The sequence below is a fragment of the Arthrobacter sp. Hor0625 genome (assembly GCF_052567525.1).
In genome coordinates this window covers 2,814,103-2,833,923 of record NZ_CP199586.1, presented here as the reverse complement: position 1 = coordinate 2,833,923, position 19,821 = coordinate 2,814,103, and the positions used below count along the sequence as shown (strand labels likewise).

At 68.6% G+C, this 19,821-nt stretch carries 18 protein-coding genes, 1 pseudogene and 1 riboswitch; of the genes and pseudogenes, 8 read left to right on the top strand and 11 right to left on the bottom strand.

Going from position 1 to position 19,821, the window contains the following annotated elements; all coding sequences use genetic code 11:
• Nucleotides 1–45 precede the first annotated feature (45 nt).
• Complete coding sequence (locus ACTWLI_RS13065; protein ID WP_445154230.1) at nucleotides 46–552, top strand: DinB family protein; 507 nt, start codon at nucleotides 46–48, stop codon at nucleotides 550–552.
• Nucleotides 553–573: 21 nt separating this feature from the next.
• On the opposite strand, the gene ACTWLI_RS13060 is transcribed toward ACTWLI_RS13065, so the two are convergent.
• Nucleotides 574–1,323: a lipoate--protein ligase family protein gene (locus ACTWLI_RS13060; protein WP_445154229.1), complete on the bottom strand. Its 750-nt coding sequence runs from the start codon at nucleotides 1,321–1,323 to the stop codon at nucleotides 574–576.
• 16 nt (nucleotides 1,324–1,339) lie between these two features.
• Here ACTWLI_RS13060 and ACTWLI_RS13055 point away from each other — a divergent pair, with 16 nt between their 5' ends.
• Entirely contained in the window at nucleotides 1,340–1,723 is a 384-nt protein-coding gene (locus ACTWLI_RS13055; RefSeq protein WP_445154228.1) for a DUF2177 family protein, read from the top strand.
• Between the two features lie 70 nt (nucleotides 1,724–1,793).
• Here the strand turns inward: ACTWLI_RS13055 and ACTWLI_RS13050 are convergent, their stop codons facing one another.
• A complete protein-coding gene (locus tag ACTWLI_RS13050; protein ID WP_445154227.1) occupies nucleotides 1,794–2,597 on the bottom strand; it encodes a thioesterase family protein in 804 nt (267 codons plus the stop codon).
• Between the two features lie 171 nt (nucleotides 2,598–2,768).
• Here ACTWLI_RS13050 and ACTWLI_RS13045 point away from each other — a divergent pair, with 171 nt between their 5' ends.
• Entirely contained in the window at nucleotides 2,769–3,479 is a 711-nt protein-coding gene (locus ACTWLI_RS13045) for an endonuclease/exonuclease/phosphatase family protein (protein WP_445156185.1), read from the top strand.
• Between the two features lie 12 nt (nucleotides 3,480–3,491).
• Nucleotides 3,492–5,186: a SulP family inorganic anion transporter gene (locus ACTWLI_RS13040; protein WP_445154226.1), complete on the top strand. Its 1,695-nt coding sequence runs from the start codon at nucleotides 3,492–3,494 to the stop codon at nucleotides 5,184–5,186.
• A 36-nt stretch (nucleotides 5,187–5,222) separates the two neighbouring features.
• Here the strand turns inward: ACTWLI_RS13040 and ACTWLI_RS13035 are convergent, their stop codons facing one another.
• The 4 genes and pseudogenes from ACTWLI_RS13035 to ACTWLI_RS13020 all read right to left on the bottom strand — a co-directional run bounded on the left by ACTWLI_RS13035 (nucleotide 5,223) and on the right by ACTWLI_RS13020 (nucleotide 9,203).
• On the bottom strand, nucleotides 5,223–6,980 hold the full coding sequence (locus ACTWLI_RS13035; protein WP_445154225.1) for a DUF5671 domain-containing protein: 1,758 nt from the start codon (nucleotides 6,978–6,980) through the stop codon (nucleotides 5,223–5,225).
• A gap of 11 nt (nucleotides 6,981–6,991) precedes the next feature.
• A complete protein-coding gene (locus ACTWLI_RS13030; RefSeq protein ID WP_445154224.1) occupies nucleotides 6,992–7,594 on the bottom strand; it encodes a hypothetical protein in 603 nt (200 codons plus the stop codon).
• Nucleotides 7,595–7,729: 135 nt separating this feature from the next.
• Nucleotides 7,730–7,921, bottom strand: a pseudogene (locus ACTWLI_RS13025) (DUF5671 domain-containing protein); the annotation flags it as partial.
• 232 nt (nucleotides 7,922–8,153) lie between these two features.
• On the bottom strand, nucleotides 8,154–9,203 hold the full coding sequence (locus tag ACTWLI_RS13020; RefSeq protein WP_445154223.1) for a hypothetical protein: 1,050 nt from the start codon (nucleotides 9,201–9,203) through the stop codon (nucleotides 8,154–8,156).
• 544 nt (nucleotides 9,204–9,747) lie between these two features.
• Between ACTWLI_RS13020 and ACTWLI_RS13015 the strand changes: the two genes are divergently transcribed.
• Nucleotides 9,748–11,241 carry a DUF5129 domain-containing protein gene (locus ACTWLI_RS13015; RefSeq protein WP_445154222.1) on the top strand — a complete coding sequence of 498 codons (1,494 nt, stop codon included), beginning with the start codon at nucleotides 9,748–9,750 and terminating at the stop codon, nucleotides 11,239–11,241.
• Between the two features lie 155 nt (nucleotides 11,242–11,396).
• A complete protein-coding gene (locus ACTWLI_RS13010) occupies nucleotides 11,397–11,774 on the top strand; it encodes a cupin domain-containing protein (protein ID WP_445154221.1) in 378 nt (125 codons plus the stop codon).
• 20 nt (nucleotides 11,775–11,794) lie between these two features.
• Here the strand turns inward: ACTWLI_RS13010 and ACTWLI_RS13005 are convergent, their stop codons facing one another.
• The gene (locus ACTWLI_RS13005; RefSeq protein ID WP_445154220.1) at nucleotides 11,795–12,985 is read right to left on the bottom strand and encodes a type II toxin-antitoxin system HipA family toxin; all 1,191 of its coding nucleotides are present in this window, start codon (nucleotides 12,983–12,985) and stop codon (nucleotides 11,795–11,797) included.
• The gene (locus tag ACTWLI_RS13000; protein ID WP_445154219.1) at nucleotides 12,985–13,182 is read right to left on the bottom strand and encodes a helix-turn-helix transcriptional regulator; all 198 of its coding nucleotides are present in this window, start codon (nucleotides 13,180–13,182) and stop codon (nucleotides 12,985–12,987) included. Before ACTWLI_RS13000 ends, ACTWLI_RS13005 begins: the two co-directional genes overlap by 1 nt.
• A gap of 231 nt (nucleotides 13,183–13,413) precedes the next feature.
• Here ACTWLI_RS13000 and ACTWLI_RS12995 point away from each other — a divergent pair, with 231 nt between their 5' ends.
• On the top strand, nucleotides 13,414–13,971 hold the full coding sequence (locus ACTWLI_RS12995; protein ID WP_445154218.1) for a dihydrofolate reductase family protein: 558 nt from the start codon (nucleotides 13,414–13,416) through the stop codon (nucleotides 13,969–13,971).
• A gap of 140 nt (nucleotides 13,972–14,111) precedes the next feature.
• Here ACTWLI_RS12995 and ACTWLI_RS12990 read toward each other — a convergent pair whose 3' ends face one another.
• Nucleotides 14,112–14,876, bottom strand: a complete 765-nt coding sequence (locus ACTWLI_RS12990; protein ID WP_445154217.1) for a hypothetical protein — start codon at nucleotides 14,874–14,876, stop codon at nucleotides 14,112–14,114.
• A 4-nt stretch (nucleotides 14,877–14,880) separates the two neighbouring features.
• A riboswitch (cyclic di-AMP (ydaO/yuaA leader) is annotated at nucleotides 14,881–15,073 on the bottom strand.
• Nucleotides 15,074–15,265: 192 nt separating this feature from the next.
• On the opposite strand from ACTWLI_RS12990, the gene ACTWLI_RS12985 reads away from it, so the two are divergent.
• Nucleotides 15,266–15,520, top strand: a complete 255-nt coding sequence (locus ACTWLI_RS12985) for a hypothetical protein (RefSeq protein WP_445154216.1) — start codon at nucleotides 15,266–15,268, stop codon at nucleotides 15,518–15,520.
• 24 nt (nucleotides 15,521–15,544) lie between these two features.
• On the opposite strand, the gene ACTWLI_RS12980 is transcribed toward ACTWLI_RS12985, so the two are convergent.
• Nucleotides 15,545–16,270 (bottom strand): DNA alkylation repair protein, encoded by a 726-nt coding sequence (locus ACTWLI_RS12980; RefSeq protein WP_445154215.1) that lies wholly within the window; start codon nucleotides 16,268–16,270, stop codon nucleotides 15,545–15,547.
• Nucleotides 16,271–16,302: 32 nt separating this feature from the next.
• Entirely contained in the window at nucleotides 16,303–19,563 is a 3,261-nt protein-coding gene (locus ACTWLI_RS12975) for a choice-of-anchor D domain-containing protein (RefSeq protein ID WP_445154214.1), read from the bottom strand.
• Nucleotides 19,564–19,821 lie beyond the last annotated feature (258 nt).

The following is a 19,821-nucleotide window of genomic DNA, read 5'->3' as shown; positions in this document are numbered from 1 at the left end:
GGGCCCCGTCCGGATTCCGGGCGGGGCCTTGTAGGCTGTGGCGCTATGAGCACATTCCCCAGCATGGACCCGGGCATCTTCGCCGCGGACCTGCGGGCGCAGTTCGACGCGTTCCTCGATGAGCACCGGGCCGCCCTGCACGATTGCCTCGACGGGCTGAGCGAGGCGGAGGCCCGGGCAGCGCTGGTGCCCTCGCGCACGACGCTGCTGGGCCTGGTCAAGCACGCGACGTTTGTGGAAAAGGTCTGGTTCGACGAAGCCGTCACGCGCCGGACCCGGCAGGAGATCGGCATCCCGGCGACCCCGGATGAATCGTTCATCCTTGACCCGGGCGACACGATCGCCAGCGTCCAGGCCGCCTACCGTGCGGCGTGCAGCGCATCCCGGGCCCGGACGTCGGCGCTGGGGCTGGACGACCTGGTCACCGGCAACCGCCGCGGGCCCCTGCCGCTTCGGTGGGTCTACCTGCACATGCTGCGGGAACTCGCGCAGCACTGCGGGCACGCGGACATCCTGCGCGAACAGGTCCTGGCGGCGCGCAGGCCCGGCTGAGCCGCTGGCTGGGTCCCGGGGTCAGGCCAGCAGGGTCCCGAAGTCGCCGTCTTTCAAGGACGCGTAGCGGCCGTACGCGGCCAGGACGGCTTCTTCGACTCCCTGCACGTCAATGCCCGGCACCAGCTCGTCGGCGGCGCCCGCCGTCGCCGGATCCCAGTCCAGGCCCAGCGCCGCGTAGCTGGCCTCCAGTACCGCCCGAATGGGCGCCGAGTCCTGCACGATGATCACCGAGCTGAACAGCCACCCGCCGGAGACCACCCGCTGGGCGGTGCCGATGAGCTTGATCCGGTGGGCAGGGTTGGCGGCATGGGTACCGTGCACGCTGAACTCCCCCGGGCAGTACTCACCGGGGATCTCCCCGACGGCGGCGTCCAGGCCGGCGTCACGCAGCGCCCGGGCCAGCAGTTCGCCGAAGAAGGAGAACCGCCCCTTGGCTCCGGCGATCGCGTCGGCATCCGGCTCCAGGTGGTCGATCACGAGCGTGCCCTGGTGGTAGGCGGCGGCCCGGCCGCCGGCCTTCCGCACCAGCGGTTCGAACCCCAGCTCCCGGCAGGCCTTCGCCGCGGCTTCGAATCCGGGCAGGTGCGTGTCCCGCTGGCCGAACGCGACGGTGGGTTCGGGACGGTACAGCCGCAGCATCGGGCCCAGCACGCCGGTCTTGACCCGCTGCAGCAACTCCAGGGCGAAGTCCAGGTCCTGCGCGGCGCCGAGGGACTCCTGCTGCCGGTACACGGTCAGGGTCCGGGGTCCGGCCGCGGCCTGCTGCATGTTGTTATGCTCCCTTATGGTCATTCTGCAATTCCTGGTGGTAGCCGCCGCGTTCGCCGTGATCGACGCCATCTGGCTGAAGTCCATGAGCAAGTTCTACCGCCGGCACCTGGGCCATCTGATGGCGGACAAGCCCCATCTAGGGTACGCCGTGGTGTTCTACGTGCTGTACATCGCGGGGATCGTTTTCTTCGCCCTCCGGCCGGCGCTCGACGGCGGCGGCTGGGCCACCGCGGTCGGCTACGGCGCCGCCCTCGGCGGCTTCGCGTACGCCACCTATGACCTCACCAACGCCGCCACGCTGAAGAACTGGCCGCTGGCGATCGTCGTCGTCGACATTGCCTGGGGCGTGTTCCTGACCGGCGCGGCCACGCTCGTCGGCTGGCTTGTGTTCCACTAGGCTCCCGGCCTTAGCCCCGGCCGGACCGTTCCGGCCCCGGGATTTGCGCCGCCCCGAGATTTGCGCGGCCTCAGGATTTGCGCAGCGTCAGGATCTGTTCAGCGCGGCCGAACGGTCCCTGCAGGTCGTGCAGCACCGTGGAGGTCAGGCCGATGCCGTCCGTGCCGAACGAGACCTCATTGTCCAGGCCCAGCCATTCGCCCTCGGGCCGCCGGTACATGTGGATCTGCAGGTCCAGGTTGGGGAAGGCGTAGCTGTCCTTGCCCGGCGGAACCCGCGCCGCGATGCCGTTGGCGGTGTCCACCAGGCCAACCAGCCGGGCCAGGTCGCTGCTGTCGGCCCGGTCCGTCAGCGGATGCTCGGTGTGCAGCCAGACGGTGCCGGAACCGGCCCGGTGCCCTTCCGCGAGGCGCATCTGCAGCGAGGCGATGTACCCGCCGGGCCAGACCTGCGAGGCGTCGTACGGCTCGCAGTCCTCAGGCGCCGGGATCCGCGGATCCTCGATGGCGGCGACGGCGGACGTGTCGGAGGTGATCATCCGCCAGGCCGTGGCCCGGATCGCCACCCGGCCGCCGGCAACGAGCTCCGCCTGCAGCAGTTCGATGGTCCGGCCGGGGCGCAGCGTGGTGGTGGTGACCTCGAATTCCCCGCCCGGGATCAGGCCCAGGATTTCATAGCTGATCCGGGCCATCCGCATGTCGTCGCGCGGTTCGTGCCGGGCCAGGCAGTCTGCCATGATGCCCGACGCCGGTGCCATGTGCTGTTCGTGCGCATTCCAGGCGCCCTGGGCGTGGATGGTGGAGCGGAAGCGCCCGTCCCCCAGCACCTCATAGTAGAAGTCGCCCTCGGCGAGCACCGGTAGTTCAGCAGTCAACGTCGACCCTTTCGCCGCATCAATCAGAGAATCTTCACCACCCTACCGCCCCCCGGGACGGCGCCCCGGAACCGCGGCGCAGCAAGGCACCGTTCCCTCCGGGCGGGCGGGACTGGGTAGACTCGGAGGCAGGTTTACCCCCGACTATGCTGCGAAGAGGTGCTCCCCCTGATCCGAGTCATCAGCTACAACCTCCGCAAACACAAGGCCAGCGGCGAACTTGAGGCGCTGGCCAGCGATTACGACATCGATGCCCTGTGTCTGCAGGAGTGCGACACCGAAGACCTGCCCGAGAGCATCGCCGGCCTGCACCTTGCCGACGCCACGCGCGGCAACCGGCTGGGCCTGGCCATCTACTACCGCAAGGAACGTTTCACCGCCGGTGAGACCAAGACGTTCGCGCTGAAGAAGTCGCTCCACGACCGTGTGCTGGCACCGGCCCACGAGCGGCTCATCGGCACCCGGGTGGTGGACAACGAGACGGACCACGACCTGGTCATCGCCTCCTTCCACGCGGCACCGCTCACGGCGTCGAACTCGTTGCGCCGCAACCAGATCCACGCCGCACACGCGGAGCTGCTGAGCATGGGCGGCGGGCTCATGACGCTCATGGTGGGCGACTTCAACTACCCGTTTTTCACCAAATACCTCACGGAGCAGATGAAGGACGCCGGCTACGAGCTCTCGCTCAGCGACCGCCGGACCTACACCCGCTACAAGGTGTTCAAGGGCCACTTCGACTTCGCGACGTCCCAGGGCCTCATGATTGAAAGTGTCGAGACGCTGCCGCGCGGCGCGTCCGACCACCTCCCCATCCTCATTTCGGCGGAGTACGGCCAGGACGCGCCCGGCACGGTCAGCGGGCCGGAAACCGGCACCTAACCCGGTGCCGCCGTGCCGCGCCGCTGGACCCTGAAGGCACCGCCCGGGCTCAGGATTGTCCTGGACTACCGGAGGGCATGGCTGCCGGCCGACCTCGCCGCGGGGGCCGCCCTGAGCGCCGCGCTGATTCCCGCAGGCATGGCCTACGCCGAAGCGGCCGGGCTGCCGGCCGTGTCGGGCCTCTACGCGTCGGTGGTTCCGTTGCTGGTGTACGCGGTCTTCGGCCCCTCCCGGGTCCTGATCGTGGGGCCCGATTCATCCCTGGTACCGATGATCGCGGCGGCGGTCCTGCCCCTGGCCGCGGGCAGTCCGGGCCATGCCGTGGCGCTGGCCGGGGTGCTCTCGATGCTGATCGGCCTGATCCTCGTCGCCGGCCGGTTCCTCAGGCTGGGGTTTGTCACCGGCCTGCTGTCCAAGCCCATCCGTGTGGGCTACCTGAACGGCATCGCGCTGGTGGTCATCGCCAGCCAGGTGCCGCGGCTCTTCGGGCTCCCGGCCGACGGCGGCAGCCCCGCCGACGCCGTCGCGGCCACCGCCCGGGGACTGGCCCAGGGCGCGGCCCACCCGGTCGCGCTGCTGTTCGGCGCCGGCAGCATCGCCGTCATCCTGGCCTGCCGGGCCCTGCCCTGGAAGGTCCCCGGCATGCTGCTCGCCGTGCTGGCGGCCCTGGCGGCTACCGCAGCGGTCGGCCCCGACGCCGTCGGGCCCGTGGTGGGCGCGCTGCCGCCGGGTCCTCCGGCGCCGGAGCTGGGCAGCGTCCGGGCCTCCGACGTGCTGGCGCTCCTCGGCCCGGCCGCCGGGATCGCGCTGATCGCCTTCGCTGACACGTCCGTGCTCTCCAAGTCGCTGGCGCGGCGGGACGGCATCCACGTGGACGGCAACCAGGAAATGGGTGCCCTTGGCCTGGCCAATGCCGCCTGCGGGCTGGTGGGCGGCTTCCCCGTTTCCGGCAGCGCGTCCCGCACCCCGGTGGCCCTGCAGGCGGGAGCGAGGACCCCGGTAAGCGGGCTGACCGCTGCGGCGCTCGTGGTGCTGTTCATGGTGGCCGCGCCCGGAGTCACTGCTTACCTGCCCTCCAGCACGCTCGCCGCCGTCGTGATCGTTGCGGCCGCATCGATCATCGATGTCCGGACCCTGGTGCGGCTGGTCAGGATGAGCCGCACCGAGACGGCGCTGCTGCTGGCGACGTTCCTGGGCGTCGCGTTCGTCGGCGTCCTGGAGGGCGTGGTGGTGGCGATCGCCTTGTCGCTGATGGTTTTCGTCCTGCGCGCCTGGGATCCGTACCGCACCGAACTGGGCAGCGTCCGCGGCAGGCCCGGCTACCACGACCTGAGCCGGCACCCGGAGGGCAGCCGCGTGCCCGGCCTGGTGATCGCGCGTTTCGATGCCCCGCTGTTCTTCGCCAACGGCGCCGTCTTTGCCGAGCACATCCGGAACCTCGTGGCGCAGGCCCCCGGCCCGGTCCGGTGGGTGCTGGTGGCCTCGGAGGCCATTACCGACCTGGACACCACCGCCCTCGATGACCTCGTGGAACTCGACGACGAACTCGCCCGGCAGGGCATCAGCCTGGTCTTCGCGGAGATGAAGGGGCCGATCAAGGACCGGCTGCTCCGGTTCGGCGTCAGCGGCCGGTTCGGTCCGGACCATTTCTACCCCACCGTGCACAGCGCGGTACGGGCCTACCGGCGCCGGTTCGGCCTTCCGTGACAGGTACTTCGGTGGCCGGTACTTCGGTGACCGGTGTCAGCTCCGGAGCGGAATGACTTCCACCCGGTCGCCCGGGCCGGCGACGACAAGCACCCGCTTGGCGCTCACGCCGGCCAGCGCGTCCGCCACGCGGCCGGCGTCGACACCCGGCCCTGCGGCACCCGGCCCTGCGGCACCCGGCCCGGCCTCAGCTGGCACGGGGACGGCAGGGCCGGCACCGGGCACTCCGGGAGTTCCGCCGTCGGCCCGGTTCCAGACCGTCACCGCCGCCCCGGTGCGTTCCTCGATGCTGCGGCGCAACGGTCCGGCGTCCCCGCCCGCCACCAGGATCACGTGGCCGATCGTGCGCCTGCGCCCGGCCGCGGCGGATGTCAGCCGGGACCTGTCGTGGCGCCAGACGGCGAAGTGGTAACCGGCGGCCAGACCGGTGGCCACCAGCAGCCCCAGCGGCGCGCGGATCCGGTCCACCAGGCTGCCGCCCGTCACATCGCCGAGGAAGAACTCGAAGATCCGGTAGCCGATCACCAGCAGGGCCACCAGGGCCACCATGGCGCTGAGGCCAAAGACCGCGACCAGGTAGACACGCCGGCCCGCCGGCACCGCGGTGTCCGTCCGGTGCTGCCTCGCGGGCCGCCACGCCAGCCACCAGACGCAGCCGCCCACCGCGAGGGAGCTCAGGCCGCCCAGCAGCAGCGTCCGGGCGTTCCCGCCGGCCAGCGGCGAGACCGCGATGGACAGGGCGGCGTTCACCACCACCCCGATGCCGGTCGCGGCCACCGCCAGTGCGACGCCGGAGGTCACCAGTGCCCCGGCCTGCCGGGTGCGTTCGGAACGGCCGGCCGCCTGGGTGCGGTAGTAGCGCCAGACCAGGGCTCCGACGGCGGCGCCGGCAATGGCGAGGCCCAGGGGTTCCAGCAGGACCATGAGGGAATCCCGCCGGTCGAACGCGAGCCGCAGGAGCACGAAGAGAATGGTCCCGGCGCCGGCCAGCGCCAGCACACCCGTCGCCATCACCCCCACGACCACCAGCCCGACGTCGGCGAACCCGCCCCTAAGGCGCCTCGCCCCGCCGCGGAACCAGTGCCACCACCAGACCAGGGCACCGCCGGCCGACCAGATCAGGTCGCGGAGGGTGCTGTGCCACCAGGGGTCGACGGTTGAGGTCAGCTCCATCGAGCCGCGGACCGCCACATCCAGCAGGCCGCCCAGGGCGGTGACCGCGGCCCCCATGCCGAGGGCCAGGCCGAAGTACGTGCCGACCACGGCAGGGACGGTCGTGAGTTCGAGTGGGCCGCGGGCCGGATGGCGCCACATCCAGCGGTGCCACCACCAGACCAGGGCCCAGACCACCCCGACGGACAAGGAGGAACGCCATTCCGGGGTCCGGTCGCCGACAAACGAGGCAGCCGTCGCCAGCAGGGCCGTGACGGTCATGATCAGGGAGTACGAGTAGACCGCCGCGACGTAGAGGCCCCACGACGGCGCCGCCCGCTCCCCCTCCTCGTCCAGCCGGCGCCAGATGAACCACCAGAGCAGTGCCGCCAGCGGACCGCCGATCAGGGTGAACGCCAGGGACAGGGCCAGCCCCTCGATGCCTTCCCCGGCGAGGACCTGCCCCGCGCGCAGGATCCGCTCCAGGAGGCCGCTGAGGCCGTTGGCGGCAATCATCACCAGGGCAAAGAGCAGGACAAAGACAACCAGGCGCCGGACCTTCGCCTGGGCGGAGCCCGGCACCGGGACGGGGTGCATTTTGACGGTACCTGCCTTTTCGGCGCTCACTTTTTCGGCACTCACTTTTTCGGCACTCATTTTTTCGGGACCAGGGACGTGCAGGTTTGCAGGCTGTAGGGCAGGTCGTTGATCAGCCAGGTGCCTCCGCTTTTGACCAGGCCGATGGCGGCCTCCTCGGCGTATTCGTCCGGGCCGAACGGTCCTCCGCCCGTGCCGCGGACAATGGAAACCTTGACGGTCGCTGTTTCCCTGCGGTCCGTCGTCGAGATCAGGACCACGCTGCTGACCTGGGCCACACCGTAATAGTTATCGCACCGGGAGCGGGCGTCGGCGCTCAGGTAGGCACCGGCGGCGGCAGTGTCGCCCTCGATCACCGCCTTGCTGTAGCGCTGCACCACCCCGGCCGGCGACCCCGGATCCAGCTCAGGCGCCTCCCCCCGGAGGAACACGACCGCAAGGGCGACGAGGACCAGGACAGCGATGGCCGCGACGATGCCGAGCAGGACCTTGTCCGGCCGGCGGCGGGACTCTCCCGGTTCTGCGGATCCCGGCGCGTCCGGTTCCGGCGCTCCCGGCTGGGAGGTGCCCGTCTCAGCCTCTCCGTGTCCCCGAGGCACCGGCCCCTGGCCGGACGCTGCCCCGGCGGCGGGTGCGGGGTCCGGAGGAGGGTGACTCATGCCGTCAGTATGAAGGGCCGCTGGCGCCCCGTCACGGTGTCTTTCGGCCCGTCTCAGCACCCCCGGGGCATCGACGGCATGGGTCGCCGACGGCGGGGGCGGCAGCCACTCCGGGGTCCGGTCGCCGACGAACGAGGCAGCCGTCGCCAGCAGGGCCGTGACGGTCATGATCAGGGAGTACGAGTAGAACGCCGCGACGTAGAGGCCCCACGACGGCGCCGCCCGCTCCCCCTCCTCGTCCAGCCGGCGCCAGATGAACCACCAGAGCAGTGCTGCCAGCGGACCGCCGATCAGGGTGAACGTTAGGGACAGGGCCAGCCCCTCGATGCCTTCCCGGCGAGGACCTGCCCCGCGCGCAGGATCCGCTCCAGGAGGCCGCTGAGGCCGCTGGCGGCAATAATCCCCAGTACAAGAAATAAAGTCGAGCTAAAAAAAGATATAACAACGGCAAGTAACGCGACAGGCGCCGATAAACCCATAGATACTTGTTGTGTTACATGAGACATCTTGCTTATAGTTATACCATAACCAAGATGTCTTTATTATGGCTACGTCAGGGTTAGTAGTCGTAGCCGTCAGCCGGAGATCGTACACCGTCAATAACATAGCCAAGTGCGTAGTAAATAAATTCCCCACCATCAAGAAGCGTTACATCTGTACGAATTGCTTGACCGGTTTTTACGTCTGTCACCGAGTCAATAGTGCTCGAGAAACCTTGTTTATAAGTGATATTCATGAAGTCAATTGGTTTGCTGTCGCGGTCAATACCATGCTGTACTTTACCGTTAGATACGTATTCAAACACAAAGTCACCAGATACACCTTCGCGACCATTACGAACGACAGTGTCAGCCGCGGCCTGGTATGACGAACTAATTTGTCCATCCTGCTTGTCAGTTGTGTAATAAGAGTAAGTTCCTGCTAGTTTTGCACGCGTATCAGGATCTTCATGATTAAATGCAAGGTTGGCAAGTGACTGCCATGATGATGATGGAATTGTCCATGCGTTCCCATCGAAGTCATCATTACCAACTGGTAGGTATGGCGAGGTTAACTCTTGACCTGGCTTAAAGAAGGTAAGCACAGCAAAGGCGATTCGGTCACCGTATGGTAGCTGTGCAAATTCTTCAACACTCATCTTGTTCATTTCTTCAAGTGTTTTCGTTTGCTCAAGGTGTTCACCAATAAACTCGCCTGAATCAATAAACTCAGAAGTAGTGTTTTCAGGGATTTGAACTTCAACGCCATCCTTTACACTTGCGATACCTGGTGTGTAGTCAGGGTTAGTAGCTGGTGTTTCGCTTGATGAAGGGGTTGAGCTTACCGATGGCCCAGGAGATGGTTCGGCGCTAATTGTAGCGGTAGGCGCAGGTCCTTCGGCGCGTGCGTTTGAGCCACAGCCCGCAAGTGTAATAGTAAGTGCACCGGCAGCAAGCACTGCCATTACTTTGTTCCTATTGTCCCCTAAGAAATTTCCGGTTCCGTCCAAGATACGGCGCGCTGCACTAACTTCCGAATTATTGTTGTTAGAATTCGTTGTACCTGTTGGTTCGTCTCGATCCATAGTGGTGTTGTTTCCTTCTATTGTGGTGGTGATAAATTCAGTCAAAATTGATATTCCGGGCTGCTTGTACCATAAATACCACAAAAGTTATAAAAAGTAAAGAGCTTATGATGTGTTTAAGCGTAACGTCGTATGGAGCTGTTCTCGACACCTTTACTGGTGGCAACCCCGAACAGGTAAAAGAGCTCGTACAATTATTAGTAACGTGATTATAGGCGCAATTGCATTTGGACTAATGTTTACGCTTCCGAACTTTATTGTCCCTGGAGGGGAATTTAATGCGTAATATGAAAACGCGATGCCGGGCAGGACCTAGTCCGGCCGGCGGGGGACTTTCCCGGTTCTGCGGATCCCGGCGCTGCCGGTTCGGACATGCCCGGCCCGGGCTCCCCGGCTCCGGGCTGCACCCGACCCGGGCCACGCGCCGCCCCGGGATCGGATCCGGGGGCAGGGGCGGGTGACTTATGCCGTCAGTATGAAGGGCCGCTGGCGCCCCGTCACGGTGTCTTTCGGCCCGTCTCAGCACCCCCGGGGCATCGACGGCATGGGTCGTCGACGGCGGGGGCGGCAGCCACTACTCTGGGGACCCATGGGGACGCACCGGCATCTGGGAAACACGCAGCACCACATTGGCACCACAGCGGCGCGGCTGCTGCTGTCCCTGGCCGGCCTGGCGGCACTGCTGCTCGGCCCGGCGCACGCGGCGCTCGCGGTTCCGCCCACCGACGTCGTCGTCGAAGACCGGGCCGGGGTCCTGGACCGCAACAGCCTGCTGCCGGCAGTGCGGAGCATCGAGTTCTACGAACCCACGAAGGTGGCCGTGTACACCTATAACGGCACGGCGGCGGACAACCTCAACGAAGAAGTCCTGCGGTTTGCCCGGGCCCAGCACCCGGAGTGGATCAGCGCCGACGGGCAGAAGTGGGCGGACGGGCTCTTCATCTTCGCCCTCGATCCGGTGGGCCGGCATGTCGGCACCTACATGGGCGAGGACCGGAAGGTGTCGCTGGAGCAGCGCAGCGACATCCAGGACGCCTCGAAGGAGTTGCTCCGGGACGCCCAATGGACCGACGGGACGATTGCCGGCATCCGGCGGGGGGCGGAACTGATCAACCAGCCGTGGTACCGCTCGACCGCGTTCCTGGCCACGGCCGGGACCGGGGCCGGAGTCACGGCGGCGGGTGCCGGCACGTGGCTGCTGGTGCGCTGGCGGACACGGGTGGGCGCACGCCGGGAGATCGCCCGCGGGGACGAGGACTACGCCGACGTCAGCATGGACCTGCAGGTCACCGAGCTGAACGCCGGCACCATCCCGGACTCCTCCCGCTACGGCAGCACCGTCCTGGAGAAGCACCGCACCTTCCTCAGCCGCTACAACGCTGCCACGGGGCTCTCCAACCAGGTCCACGCGCTGACGAAGCGCCAGCTCGGCCGGCAGTCCAGCCTGGCGCTGGCCCGCCGGTTCGCCGACGCGGCGGCCGAACTTGATGCCCTCGACGATGTCATCGCCGACACCAACGCCCTGCTGAACCGGGCCTCCGGCTGGGCTGCGGCCTGGGACCGGCAGCTCGCGCCGTTCCGCAACGACCTGGCCGGCATCGAGGGCATGCTCGCCAAGAGCCACGGCGAGGGCAGCTCCGCCACGGCCGCTGCCCTGCGGTCGTTCCGCGACCGCAGCCAGCGCGAGATGGAACGCTGGACCGCGGACTTGTCCGAGGGGGCCATCAGCCCCGAAACGGCCCTCGACCGGCTGCGTGACGCCAGGACCGAACTCTCGGAACTGCTCAAGAGCCATGCGGACACGGTGATCGCCGGCTACGCCAAGAACGGGCGGGAGGCCGAGCTCATGCGCAAGAAGATGGAGGAGGCGCAGGCCGGCACCGCCAGGCGGCAACGGCGCAGCTACGAGCCCAGCATCCTGGGCACCGTCTACCCCTCCTACTACTTCTTCTCGGTCCCCAACTTCACGACCGGGGTCAGCTCCGGGGTTTCCAGTGTCAGCTCGGCCCGCGGCGGCAGCACCACCGGTTACGGCGGCAGCGGCGGCAGCTTCTCGGGCTCCGGGAGCTCGTCAAGCTTCTGAGAAAATCCGCCTCGACAAGGAGCCTGCGGGCGAGGATCGTTGGCTCCGTAGGCAGTCCTGTTCCGGGTCCACGATGTGCCGGACGCCGTCCGCCGTCGTGCGCCAGGGTCTCAATATCCCAATCCGCAATGCATGGTTCGAAAAGAGGGAGTGCAATGTCCGCAAACGTTGTCACCCAGCTGCAGGTTAAGTCCCACAACTCCCCCGACGAGAAGCGCCGGCCCGACAAGACCGAGGTGGACATCGTGTCGGTCGGCGACTACACGATCGGACGGCTGAGCTTCGAGCCGGGCTGGCGCTGGTCCGACTGCATCAAACCCGTGGTGAACACGGATGCGTGCCAGAACAGCCACGTGGGGTTCTGCGTGTCCGGACAACTGACGGTGGAAACCACCGACGGCGGCCGCATCAGCATTGCCGCCGGCGATTCGTACACCATTCCGCCGGGCCACGATGCCTGGGTGGAGGGCTCGGAGGGCTTCGTGGGGATCGAGTTCCTCAGTGCCGCCGACTTCGCGAAATCCGCGGAGTGACGAGGGCGCATCCGGAACAATCAGCCAAGTTCCCGGCGCCTGAACCGCAGTTCGCGTTGCGCCCCCCGCAGGGGCGAGCCGGCGAACGGCAACTGGTCCAACCGGACACCCTCCGCTGCCGCCAGCGCCGTCCGGTTGGCGGCCGCGGCAGCCCGCTCCGGCAGGCCCAGGCTGTCCGCGAACTCCGCCCAGTGCCGTGCCTTCAGATTCCTGGTCTTTCCTGCCACCGGCAGGGCCAGGGTCTCGTCGCCGTAGAGCAGGGTGCACGGGACGTCGTAGACCGGGGCCATGACGAACCCGGCGGGGCTGCCGAGGACGGCCAGGTTCTTGGCGTGCAGGTCACCGTTGCCGGTCAACCAGGCAAAGACGAACTGCAGGTACAGGTTCCGGCTGGCCACGACCGGCGCCCGGCACACCCGGGCCAGGGCCGCGGCAACCGCTTCCGCGTCCACCCCGTACTTGGCCGCGGGCGGCAGGCCGAGCACTTGGCTGCCGTCCTCGAGCGGCAGCCGGCGCCAGGTCCCGTCGGCACCTTTGACCCGGTCGAACCGTTCGACGAGGAGTCCGGCCAAGCCGTTCCGGTCCGCGATCACGGAGCTCTTTGCCACCGGGATCTTCAACGCCCTGGCGCCGGCCAGGTGGGCGGCCTCGTTCTCCACCAGGTGCGGATGTTCCGGCGGGTCAAGCTTGAGCAGGTAGCGGTGCCCCCGCAGGGCCAGCGGGGTGGTCAGCATGGAGGCGCTGGTCTTGCGCTGCACCCCGGGGATGCCGTGCAGGTCCACAGTGTTGGCCAGGAAGGAAAAATCCAGCTCTTCGGGGCGGGACGTGTCGGCCAGCGCTGCCGGTTCCGACGGCGGCTCGCCGGCCGGGACGACCTGGACGTCGCCGGGAACGTCGGCGCCGACGGCGAGGAGCAGGGTGAGCTCGTCGTCGAAGCTGGTCTTGGTCGCATTTTTCAGGACGGTGAGCCGGTGCCCCTCGGGGAGCAGGCCGGCGAAGAACGCCGGCAGGGCGCCGGCGGGGGCTTCGACCGCGGCGTCGGTAAGCGGCAGGGAAAACGCGACGGCGGGGTCTCCGCCGGAGCCGTAGTCCTCGCGGTAGGAGAACCGCACTCCCCCGGTGCCGGTCCGAGCCAGGTGGCCGGCCAGCACGCCGTTCTTGTAGACGTCCGCCGCACGGACGAACCTGAGGTCGCGAAGCTCTGCGGCCATCAGGACACCGTCAGGGCCAGGCCCAGGACGTTAGCAACGGCCACGACGGCGTGCAGTGACGGGTTGCCGGTGCCGGTTTCGATGGCGCGCACGGTGCGTTCGGACGTGCCGGCCAGGTGGGCCAGGTCTTCCTGCGTCAGGCCCGCCTCCCTGCGGGTCCGGCGAATCGCCCCGGCGATTCCGGCAATGTCGTCCACGCTCATTTCCTTTCGTTCCCGCTCCCGCCAGCTGTCTCCGGCATGATTCTGCCGGTTTCGGCCGGTAGTTCCTCCATCATGGCCCGAAACAGCCAATTCGGCAAGATTCTGCCGAAAACACGAACAAGTCCTGCCGCCGGATCCCCAAGGAGCTCAAACGGCATGATCCTGCCGGTTCGTTTTCACCGCGTTCCCCTACCGGGAGGCCCCGTCCGGGCGTACGCTCGGCCCATGCGGAAGATCATTGTGGCCGTGCAGGTCTCCCTTGATGGGTTCTTCGAGGGCCCCGGCCGCGATATTGGCTGGCACCGGGTCGATGAGGAGCTGCACAACCACTTCAACGAGCAGTTGCGGACGATGGGGGCCTTCCTGGACGGTCGGGTCACCTATGAACTGATGGCCGGCTACTGGCCGACGGCCGACCTGGATCCGGCGAGCACGCCGGCGGAGGCGGAGTTCGCCCGGATCTGGCGGGACATGCCCAAGTACGTGTACTCCCGGACCCTGCAGGCGGCCGGGTGGAACACCACGGTGGTGCGCGACGTCGTCGCCGGCGATGTCCTGGAGTTGAAGCGGAGCCCCGGCGGGGACCTGGCGCTCGGCGGGGCGGAGCTGGCCGACAGCTTCCGCCGCCTCGGGCTGATCGATGAATACTGGATTTACGTCCATCCGGTCCTGCTGGGGCGCGGCCGGCCGCTGTTTAGGACTGCCGCGGACAGGACGGAGCTGGCGCTGGCGGACACCAGGGCGTTCGGCAACGGGGTGGTTTTACTCCGCTACACCAGCTGAGCGGCACCCCGACGGCGGCCATGCGGCTGAACCCGCACGCAGGCAAGCGAAAGCCGGTGGCCGGCTGCCCAGGGCAGCCGGCCACCGGCTTTGAAAGAGGCGCGTGCGCCGCCGCTCTGCGCGGTGCTTAAGCGCGGTGGTTAGGCGCCGGCGCGGACGAAGGTCACGCCGCCGGTGGCGGTCAACCAGGACAGCGGGTGCTTGATCGTCTGGTTCGAGCCGTTCATGCCGCCGCTGATGACCTGGCCGTCGCCGGCGTAGATGGCAACGTGGCCGGACTGGACGATCATGTCGCCGGGCTGCGGGGTGCCCACAACCTTGCCGTAGTTCATGAACTGCTGCGGACCGAGGTCACCCACCGGGATACCGGCAGCGCCGAGGGCTTTCTCCACCATGGCGGTGCAGTCCTGGGTGATGCCGATCTGGCTGTAGGCGGCCGCCAGCATGGCGGCGTTCACGCCGCCGGCCTTCGGTGCAGGCGCTGCGGTTGCCTTCGCCTGGACGGTGATCGCCGGCGCCGCCGGAGCGGCAACGGGGGCAGCAGCCGGAACGGCCGGCGCGGGAGCAGCTGCGGGGGCCGCGGCCACCGGCTTCGGCTGCTCGATCACGGGTGCCGGCGTGGTGGCCACTGCCGGGCGGTCGAAGCTGATCTGCACCGCGGAATCAGCGGTGACGGGCGTCGAGACCTTGCTGTCGACGTCGACCTTGGAAGCCGGGGCGGAGTCGCGCTCGGCCGGGGCCGCGGTGGCCGCGTGGGCCGCCATGCCGCTGGTCAGGACGAGGCCGGACGCGGCGAAGAGTACGGCGGCCTGGCGGCCGATGGTGCCTGGTTTGACCGAAAACGCTGCGGTCCGTCCGGCGGTGGCGTCGGTACGATGGCGCGCAGAAGTAGTGCTTGAAGACATGAATGTAGCCTCTCCCAATGCCTGCGAGGTGAGCTGTCGGATTCGGATGGGAGGCACCCGGCCGCTGGCCCGTCAGAACGAGCACTGCGCGGCTTCACCCCAAGGCCGGCATAACGCCAGGCCAAAAGTGGTTTCCCCGTCTCTGCCAGATGGTTGCATTCGGATCCCGGGCCGCGGCAGAGTTAGGCAATCGGCTCAGGAGCGCCCGTATCGGATACAAACAGGCACTCATCCACGGTAACGTGATCAGGCCGTAATGTCACATTCAGATAACGAGGCCCGTGTCCTGCGCATTTTCCGGCCGGGGGCTGGGCCGAAAACCCCTGGGGGCGCCGGCGCTCCTGCGCCTAGGATGGCAGCACCCAGCATTTCCGGAGCGGAGGCCCGAGATGTCCAGCCCGTGCGTTGCGATCTGCCAGTTGAGCGACCCGGCCCAGCCGGACCTAGACGTCAACACCGAACTGCTTGTCCTAGAGGACAATGAGACCCACGTCTTGACGTGGGATGCCGAGCCGCGCGATGGCGGCTTCGACGTCCATGTCCTCAATGACCGTGTGGACGCGCTCGGGTTCATGGTCGTCACCGACTGGCAGTTCCTCGACGGAAAGGCCTACGCCGTGGTGGAGCGCCGGCCGGACCGGTAGCGGTTCAGCCGCCCGCCGGCCGGCTCAGGCGCGGCCGCGCCCGGGCTCCGCGCCGCCGTGCCGGCTGAATGCGCTGCGGATGGCGGACACCGCCTCCGCCACAGGGTCGTCGGGCGCCGGCACTGACGTTGCGGGCGCTCCGGACTCTGCGGAGCGGTGCCCCGGTTCCGCCGCAGCAGGACGGCGCGCGGCCGCCGTCGCCGTCCCCGTCTGCGCAAGGTGCGCCTGCCGGCGGAAGCGTTCCCAGTCGCCGCGGCCGGCCCGCACCTCGCGCAGCGGAGCGAGCAGGGCGGCGCGCCGGAGCCAGGCGTCCGGGTCCTGCAGCCAGCGCCCGAGGACGGCCTCGGCCCGGGCCCGGGGCGGGCCCTGCAGCCCCGCGACCAGCGGCCCGACGACGTCGACGGCGAGCGCGTCGGCCAGTTCGCGCAGGTGGGCGCCGCGGACGAAACCCTCGATCCGGGTCAGGTCCGTGTTGTCCAGCACAGCGAGGCGGGACTGCAGCAGCACGACGGCGGCGAGCCGGCGCTCGAAAACGGGCACTGCCCACAGTTCGGAGCTGAGCGCGGTGACGCCGTCGTGGTCCAGGTCCCGGTAGCGGCGGAGCGCGTCGCGGACCGTGCCGCGGACGGCACCCACGGAGGCGCCGTAAACCCGCAGCTCGGGGGCGTAGCGGGCCTGGCCTTCCTCCGCCCGCTGCCAGGAGCTTTCCCGTTGCAGCGCCGCGTCAATGAACTCCCCGGGCTCGCTCATGGCTCCATTCTGCCCGGTGGAGCGCGCCGGGCTTAGCCGGTGACGGCGCCGGTGGCCGAGTACCAGGTCAATTTGCCGCGCTGGAAGTTCGAGGCCCGGCCGACGGGGACCCAGTACTCGTCCGAGACCGGATAGCCCAGCCGTCCCCGTTCCCAGCCCAGGGCAGCCCAGCGGGACCTGATAGCGCCCATCACCGAATGCGCGCCGCTGGCCGGTGACCAGTAGATCGAGCTGCCACTGCCTCCGCCGCCGGCGAAGTGGTTGTACCGGCCCACCTTGTCCGGAGTTACCATCTCATCCGTGACGGGGTATCCAAGCTTGCCCTGCTCCCAGCCCTGCGCGGCCCACGCCGTCCTGATCCCGCCCATTACGGCGTGCGCCCCCGTCTTCGGTGACCAGTAGATCGAACTGCCGCTGCCCCCGCCGCCGGCGAAGTGGTTGTACCGGCCCACCCTGTCCGGGGTGGCCAACTCGTCCGTGACGGGGTAGCCGAGCCGGCTCTGTTCCCAGCCCAGGGCGGCCCAGCGGGACCGGATGGCCCCCATGACCGCGTGCGCCCCTGTCGCCGGCGACCAGTAAATCGAGCTGCCGCTGGCGCCGCCGCCGGAGAAGTGGTTGTACCGGCCCACCTTGTCCGGGGTCGCTTTCTCGTCCGTTGTCGGGAAGCGCAGGACGCCGGCGGCCCCGCCCATCGCCTTGTAGCGGGCGTAGATCGCTCCGGTCAGCACGTGTGCGCCGGTCGCCGGCGACCAACAGATCACGCCCCGGGCATAGTCCTGGCACTTGCCGCCCGCGACCGGGTATTCGAGGGTCAGGGACCGCCCGAGGATCGACCGGGGGTCACCGGCGTTGAGCTGGTAGGCCTTGAGCCCGATCGGATCGTCGACGCCCGTTCCTGTAAGCATCACCTTCAGGGCGCCCTGCCCGTCGTTGCCGGTCAAGAGGTAGAACGTGTCCACGGTTCCTGCCTGGCCCGGCGCCGTCGGTTTGAAGGTGACGCTCTGGTAGGCGGATTCACCCGGCGGGATGACCAGGCCTTCGGCGATCGGGGTGGTGGTCGAGAAGACGCCCTGCGGCGCCTTGGCCTTGGTGATGGTCAGCGGGATGTTTCCGGTGTTGACGACCGTGAAGTCCCGGGTGGCGGCTGCACCGACGGCCACGTCGCCGAAGTCCAGCGACGGCGGGAGCTGCAAGTGCGCCGCGCCGGAGACCGCCGTCGCCGACAGCGGGACGGTGAGTGATCCGCGGTCGCTGGCGACCACCAGTTTGTCAGCCACGGCGCCCGCCGCCGTCGGGCTAAAGGTGATGGACACCGGCACGGAGGTAAGCGGCTGGATCTTTTGCCCAAGGACCGGCGCCGTGCCCGGGTCCACCTTGAGGGCTGCGTTGGCCGGAGGGGTCATCCCGGTGACCGTGGCGACGGTGGTGCCGGTATTGACGACATTGACGGTCTGCCGGCTGCTCGTCTGGGTCGGCACATCGGTGTAGGCCAGCGCTGCCGGGGTGGCACCCAGCCCCTCCTTCGTGCCCACGGCGTGGATGCCGAGGAGGTCTGTTTCGCCGTCGGCGGTCTTGACCGTCAGCGCTCCATCGACCTGGCCGACGGCGGTCGGCGCGAACGTCACGGGAACCGCCAGGCTGGCGCCTTTGGCCAGCGCGCGGGGCAGCGGCAGGGCGCCGATCGCGAACGGCGCGGCGGTGGACACGGCGTTGATGGTGACGGCCCTGGTGGCGGTGACGGTCACGGTGCCGGTCTTCGCCGAACCCACCGCGGCCAGGCCGAGGTCGGTGTTCGTTGCCCCGACGGCGGAGGTCGTGGGGGCGCCGAACGCCAGCAGCCGCCCGTCCCTGGTGCCGACGTAGACCCGGCCGTTGTCGGTGGCCACCGACGAGAACTTGGAGGCCGTGCCGAGCGGTCCGGCAAACACCTGCTGAAGCTTTCCGTTGCTGTCCGGCAGCGCGCGGTAGGCCCGCAGTTCGGCACCGGCCCCGGTGGGTCCGGTCGAGTACACCACCCACACGAGCGCCGAGGCGGGATCCGTGCCGTTCGAGGTGACCGACGGCGCGCCGGAGGTGTATCCGAACGTGCCCACCGACGTGCCCACCGAGGCCAGCTGCACGCCGCCGGTGCTGGTCGGCACAAGCTTGTGGGCCCGGAGATAGCCCTTGTTTTCGACGGTGTAGACGTACCCGCCGTCGGGGGTGCCCAGGAACGCGGGCCTGCCCCAGACCCCGCTGTACGGACCGGCCTCGTCCAGGACCGCGTCTCCGCCGCCGGGGCCTTGGCCCATGCCGCCGAGGTTCGTCCGGTCCATCAGGTACACACGCCCGTCCTTGCCCGCGTGGACCAGCAGCCGCGGGTGCGCCGCAGTCCCATAGCCGTCGGGGATGGCGATCGGCGCCCCGGAGCCGAGGTCGGCGTCGTCCTGGTCGAGCTTGGCGTTGTTGGCGGGGCTGAAGAAGTCGGTGGGCTTGAGGGTGCCGTCCGCGCCCACGGCCAGCCGGACCACGGATTCGGCGAGGGTGGCCGGCGGGGTTTTGCCGGGTCCGGGCTTAGGCGAGATGCCGTTACCGGTGGCGAAGAGGATCTGGCCCGGCCCGTCGGAGACCAGGCCGCCGCCGGACTGCCAGATGCCGCCCTCGGCGTTGCTGTTGCCGGATTCGGTGGCCCACATGGTGGTCTGGCGCCCGGCGGTGGAGACGCTGACGACGTAGCCGACGAACGGGGCGTAGTCGCAGTGGCTGGCGAACCCCGCGTACACCACACCGTTCATCAGCAGGAGCCCGGGCCGCTGCATGGCCGTCATCGGGTTGAACGGCCGGGACGGGTCGTTGGTCGGGGCGCCGCTGATGAGGACCGGGAAGCCGGGCCGTTCCGCGCCGGTGGTGCGGTCGAGGGAGTGCATGTACCAGTGCGGCAACAGTGCGCTTGTTCCGTCGTTGGTTTTCGCCAGCAGGAAAACGCTGTTCGTCGCGGAGTCGTAGACGGGGGTGGAGGTGACGCCGATGTTGGGCGTGAGGTCTCCGCAGCTGACCGTGGATGCCGGCCAGGCCGGGCCGAGGTTGCGCTGCCAGGTCACTGCGCCGGTGGCGCCGTTCACCCCGTAAACGTTGTTGTTCTCAGTGGCGGTAATGACGGTGCCGCCCACCACGAGCGGCTGGGCGTAGACCTGGCCGTCCACGGGGGTGGAGAAGAGTTTGCCGAAGTTTGAGGAGGCCACCGACGACGGCGTCAGGATCGTCTCGTTGCTGTCCCACCCCGTCCGGAAGACGTCGTGGGCGATGGTCCCCACATCGGCGGCGGCGAGGCTTCCCGCGGACAGCCCGGCGGCGGCGAGTGCGGTCGAGAGGAGAAGTGCCCATGCGCTCCGGAGCCGTCGTCGTGGACGGCCCGCGGGGTTTGCCGCGCCGCTGCTCCGCCTGCGCCGCCCTCGCGGAGCCCCCGGTGCTTGGCCGTACCCCGTGGCCCTGAAGCTGTCTGTTAAATTGCCGGATGAGACCGATCCTGCTGTTCCTTCGCGCATGGTTTGAGACCCATTTCTAACCGCAAA

Coding starts and splice junctions, on each gene's coding strand:
- ACTWLI_RS13060 (WP_445154229.1), bottom strand. CDS start 1,323: ATGCAGCAGGCCGCGGCCGGACCCCGGACCCTGACCGTGTACCGGCAG.
- ACTWLI_RS13030 (WP_445154224.1), bottom strand. CDS start 7,594: ATGAGTCACCCTCCTCCGGACCCCGCACCCGCCGCCGGGGCAGCGTCC.
- ACTWLI_RS13065 (WP_445154230.1), top strand. CDS start 46: ATGAGCACATTCCCCAGCATGGACCCGGGCATCTTCGCCGCGGACCTG.
- ACTWLI_RS13005 (WP_445154220.1), bottom strand. CDS start 12,985: ATGGCCGCAGAGCTTCGCGACCTCAGGTTCGTCCGTGCGGCGGACGTC.
- ACTWLI_RS12995 (WP_445154218.1), top strand. CDS start 13,414: ATGCGGAAGATCATTGTGGCCGTGCAGGTCTCCCTTGATGGGTTCTTC.
- ACTWLI_RS13010 (WP_445154221.1), top strand. CDS start 11,397: ATGTCCGCAAACGTTGTCACCCAGCTGCAGGTTAAGTCCCACAACTCC.
- ACTWLI_RS12990 (WP_445154217.1), bottom strand. CDS start 14,876: ATGTCTTCAAGCACTACTTCTGCGCGCCATCGTACCGACGCCACCGCC.
- ACTWLI_RS13055 (WP_445154228.1), top strand. CDS start 1,340: ATGGTCATTCTGCAATTCCTGGTGGTAGCCGCCGCGTTCGCCGTGATC.
- ACTWLI_RS12985 (WP_445154216.1), top strand. CDS start 15,266: ATGTCCAGCCCGTGCGTTGCGATCTGCCAGTTGAGCGACCCGGCCCAG.
- ACTWLI_RS12980 (WP_445154215.1), bottom strand. CDS start 16,270: ATGAGCGAGCCCGGGGAGTTCATTGACGCGGCGCTGCAACGGGAAAGC.
- ACTWLI_RS13015 (WP_445154222.1), top strand. CDS start 9,748: ATGGGGACGCACCGGCATCTGGGAAACACGCAGCACCACATTGGCACC.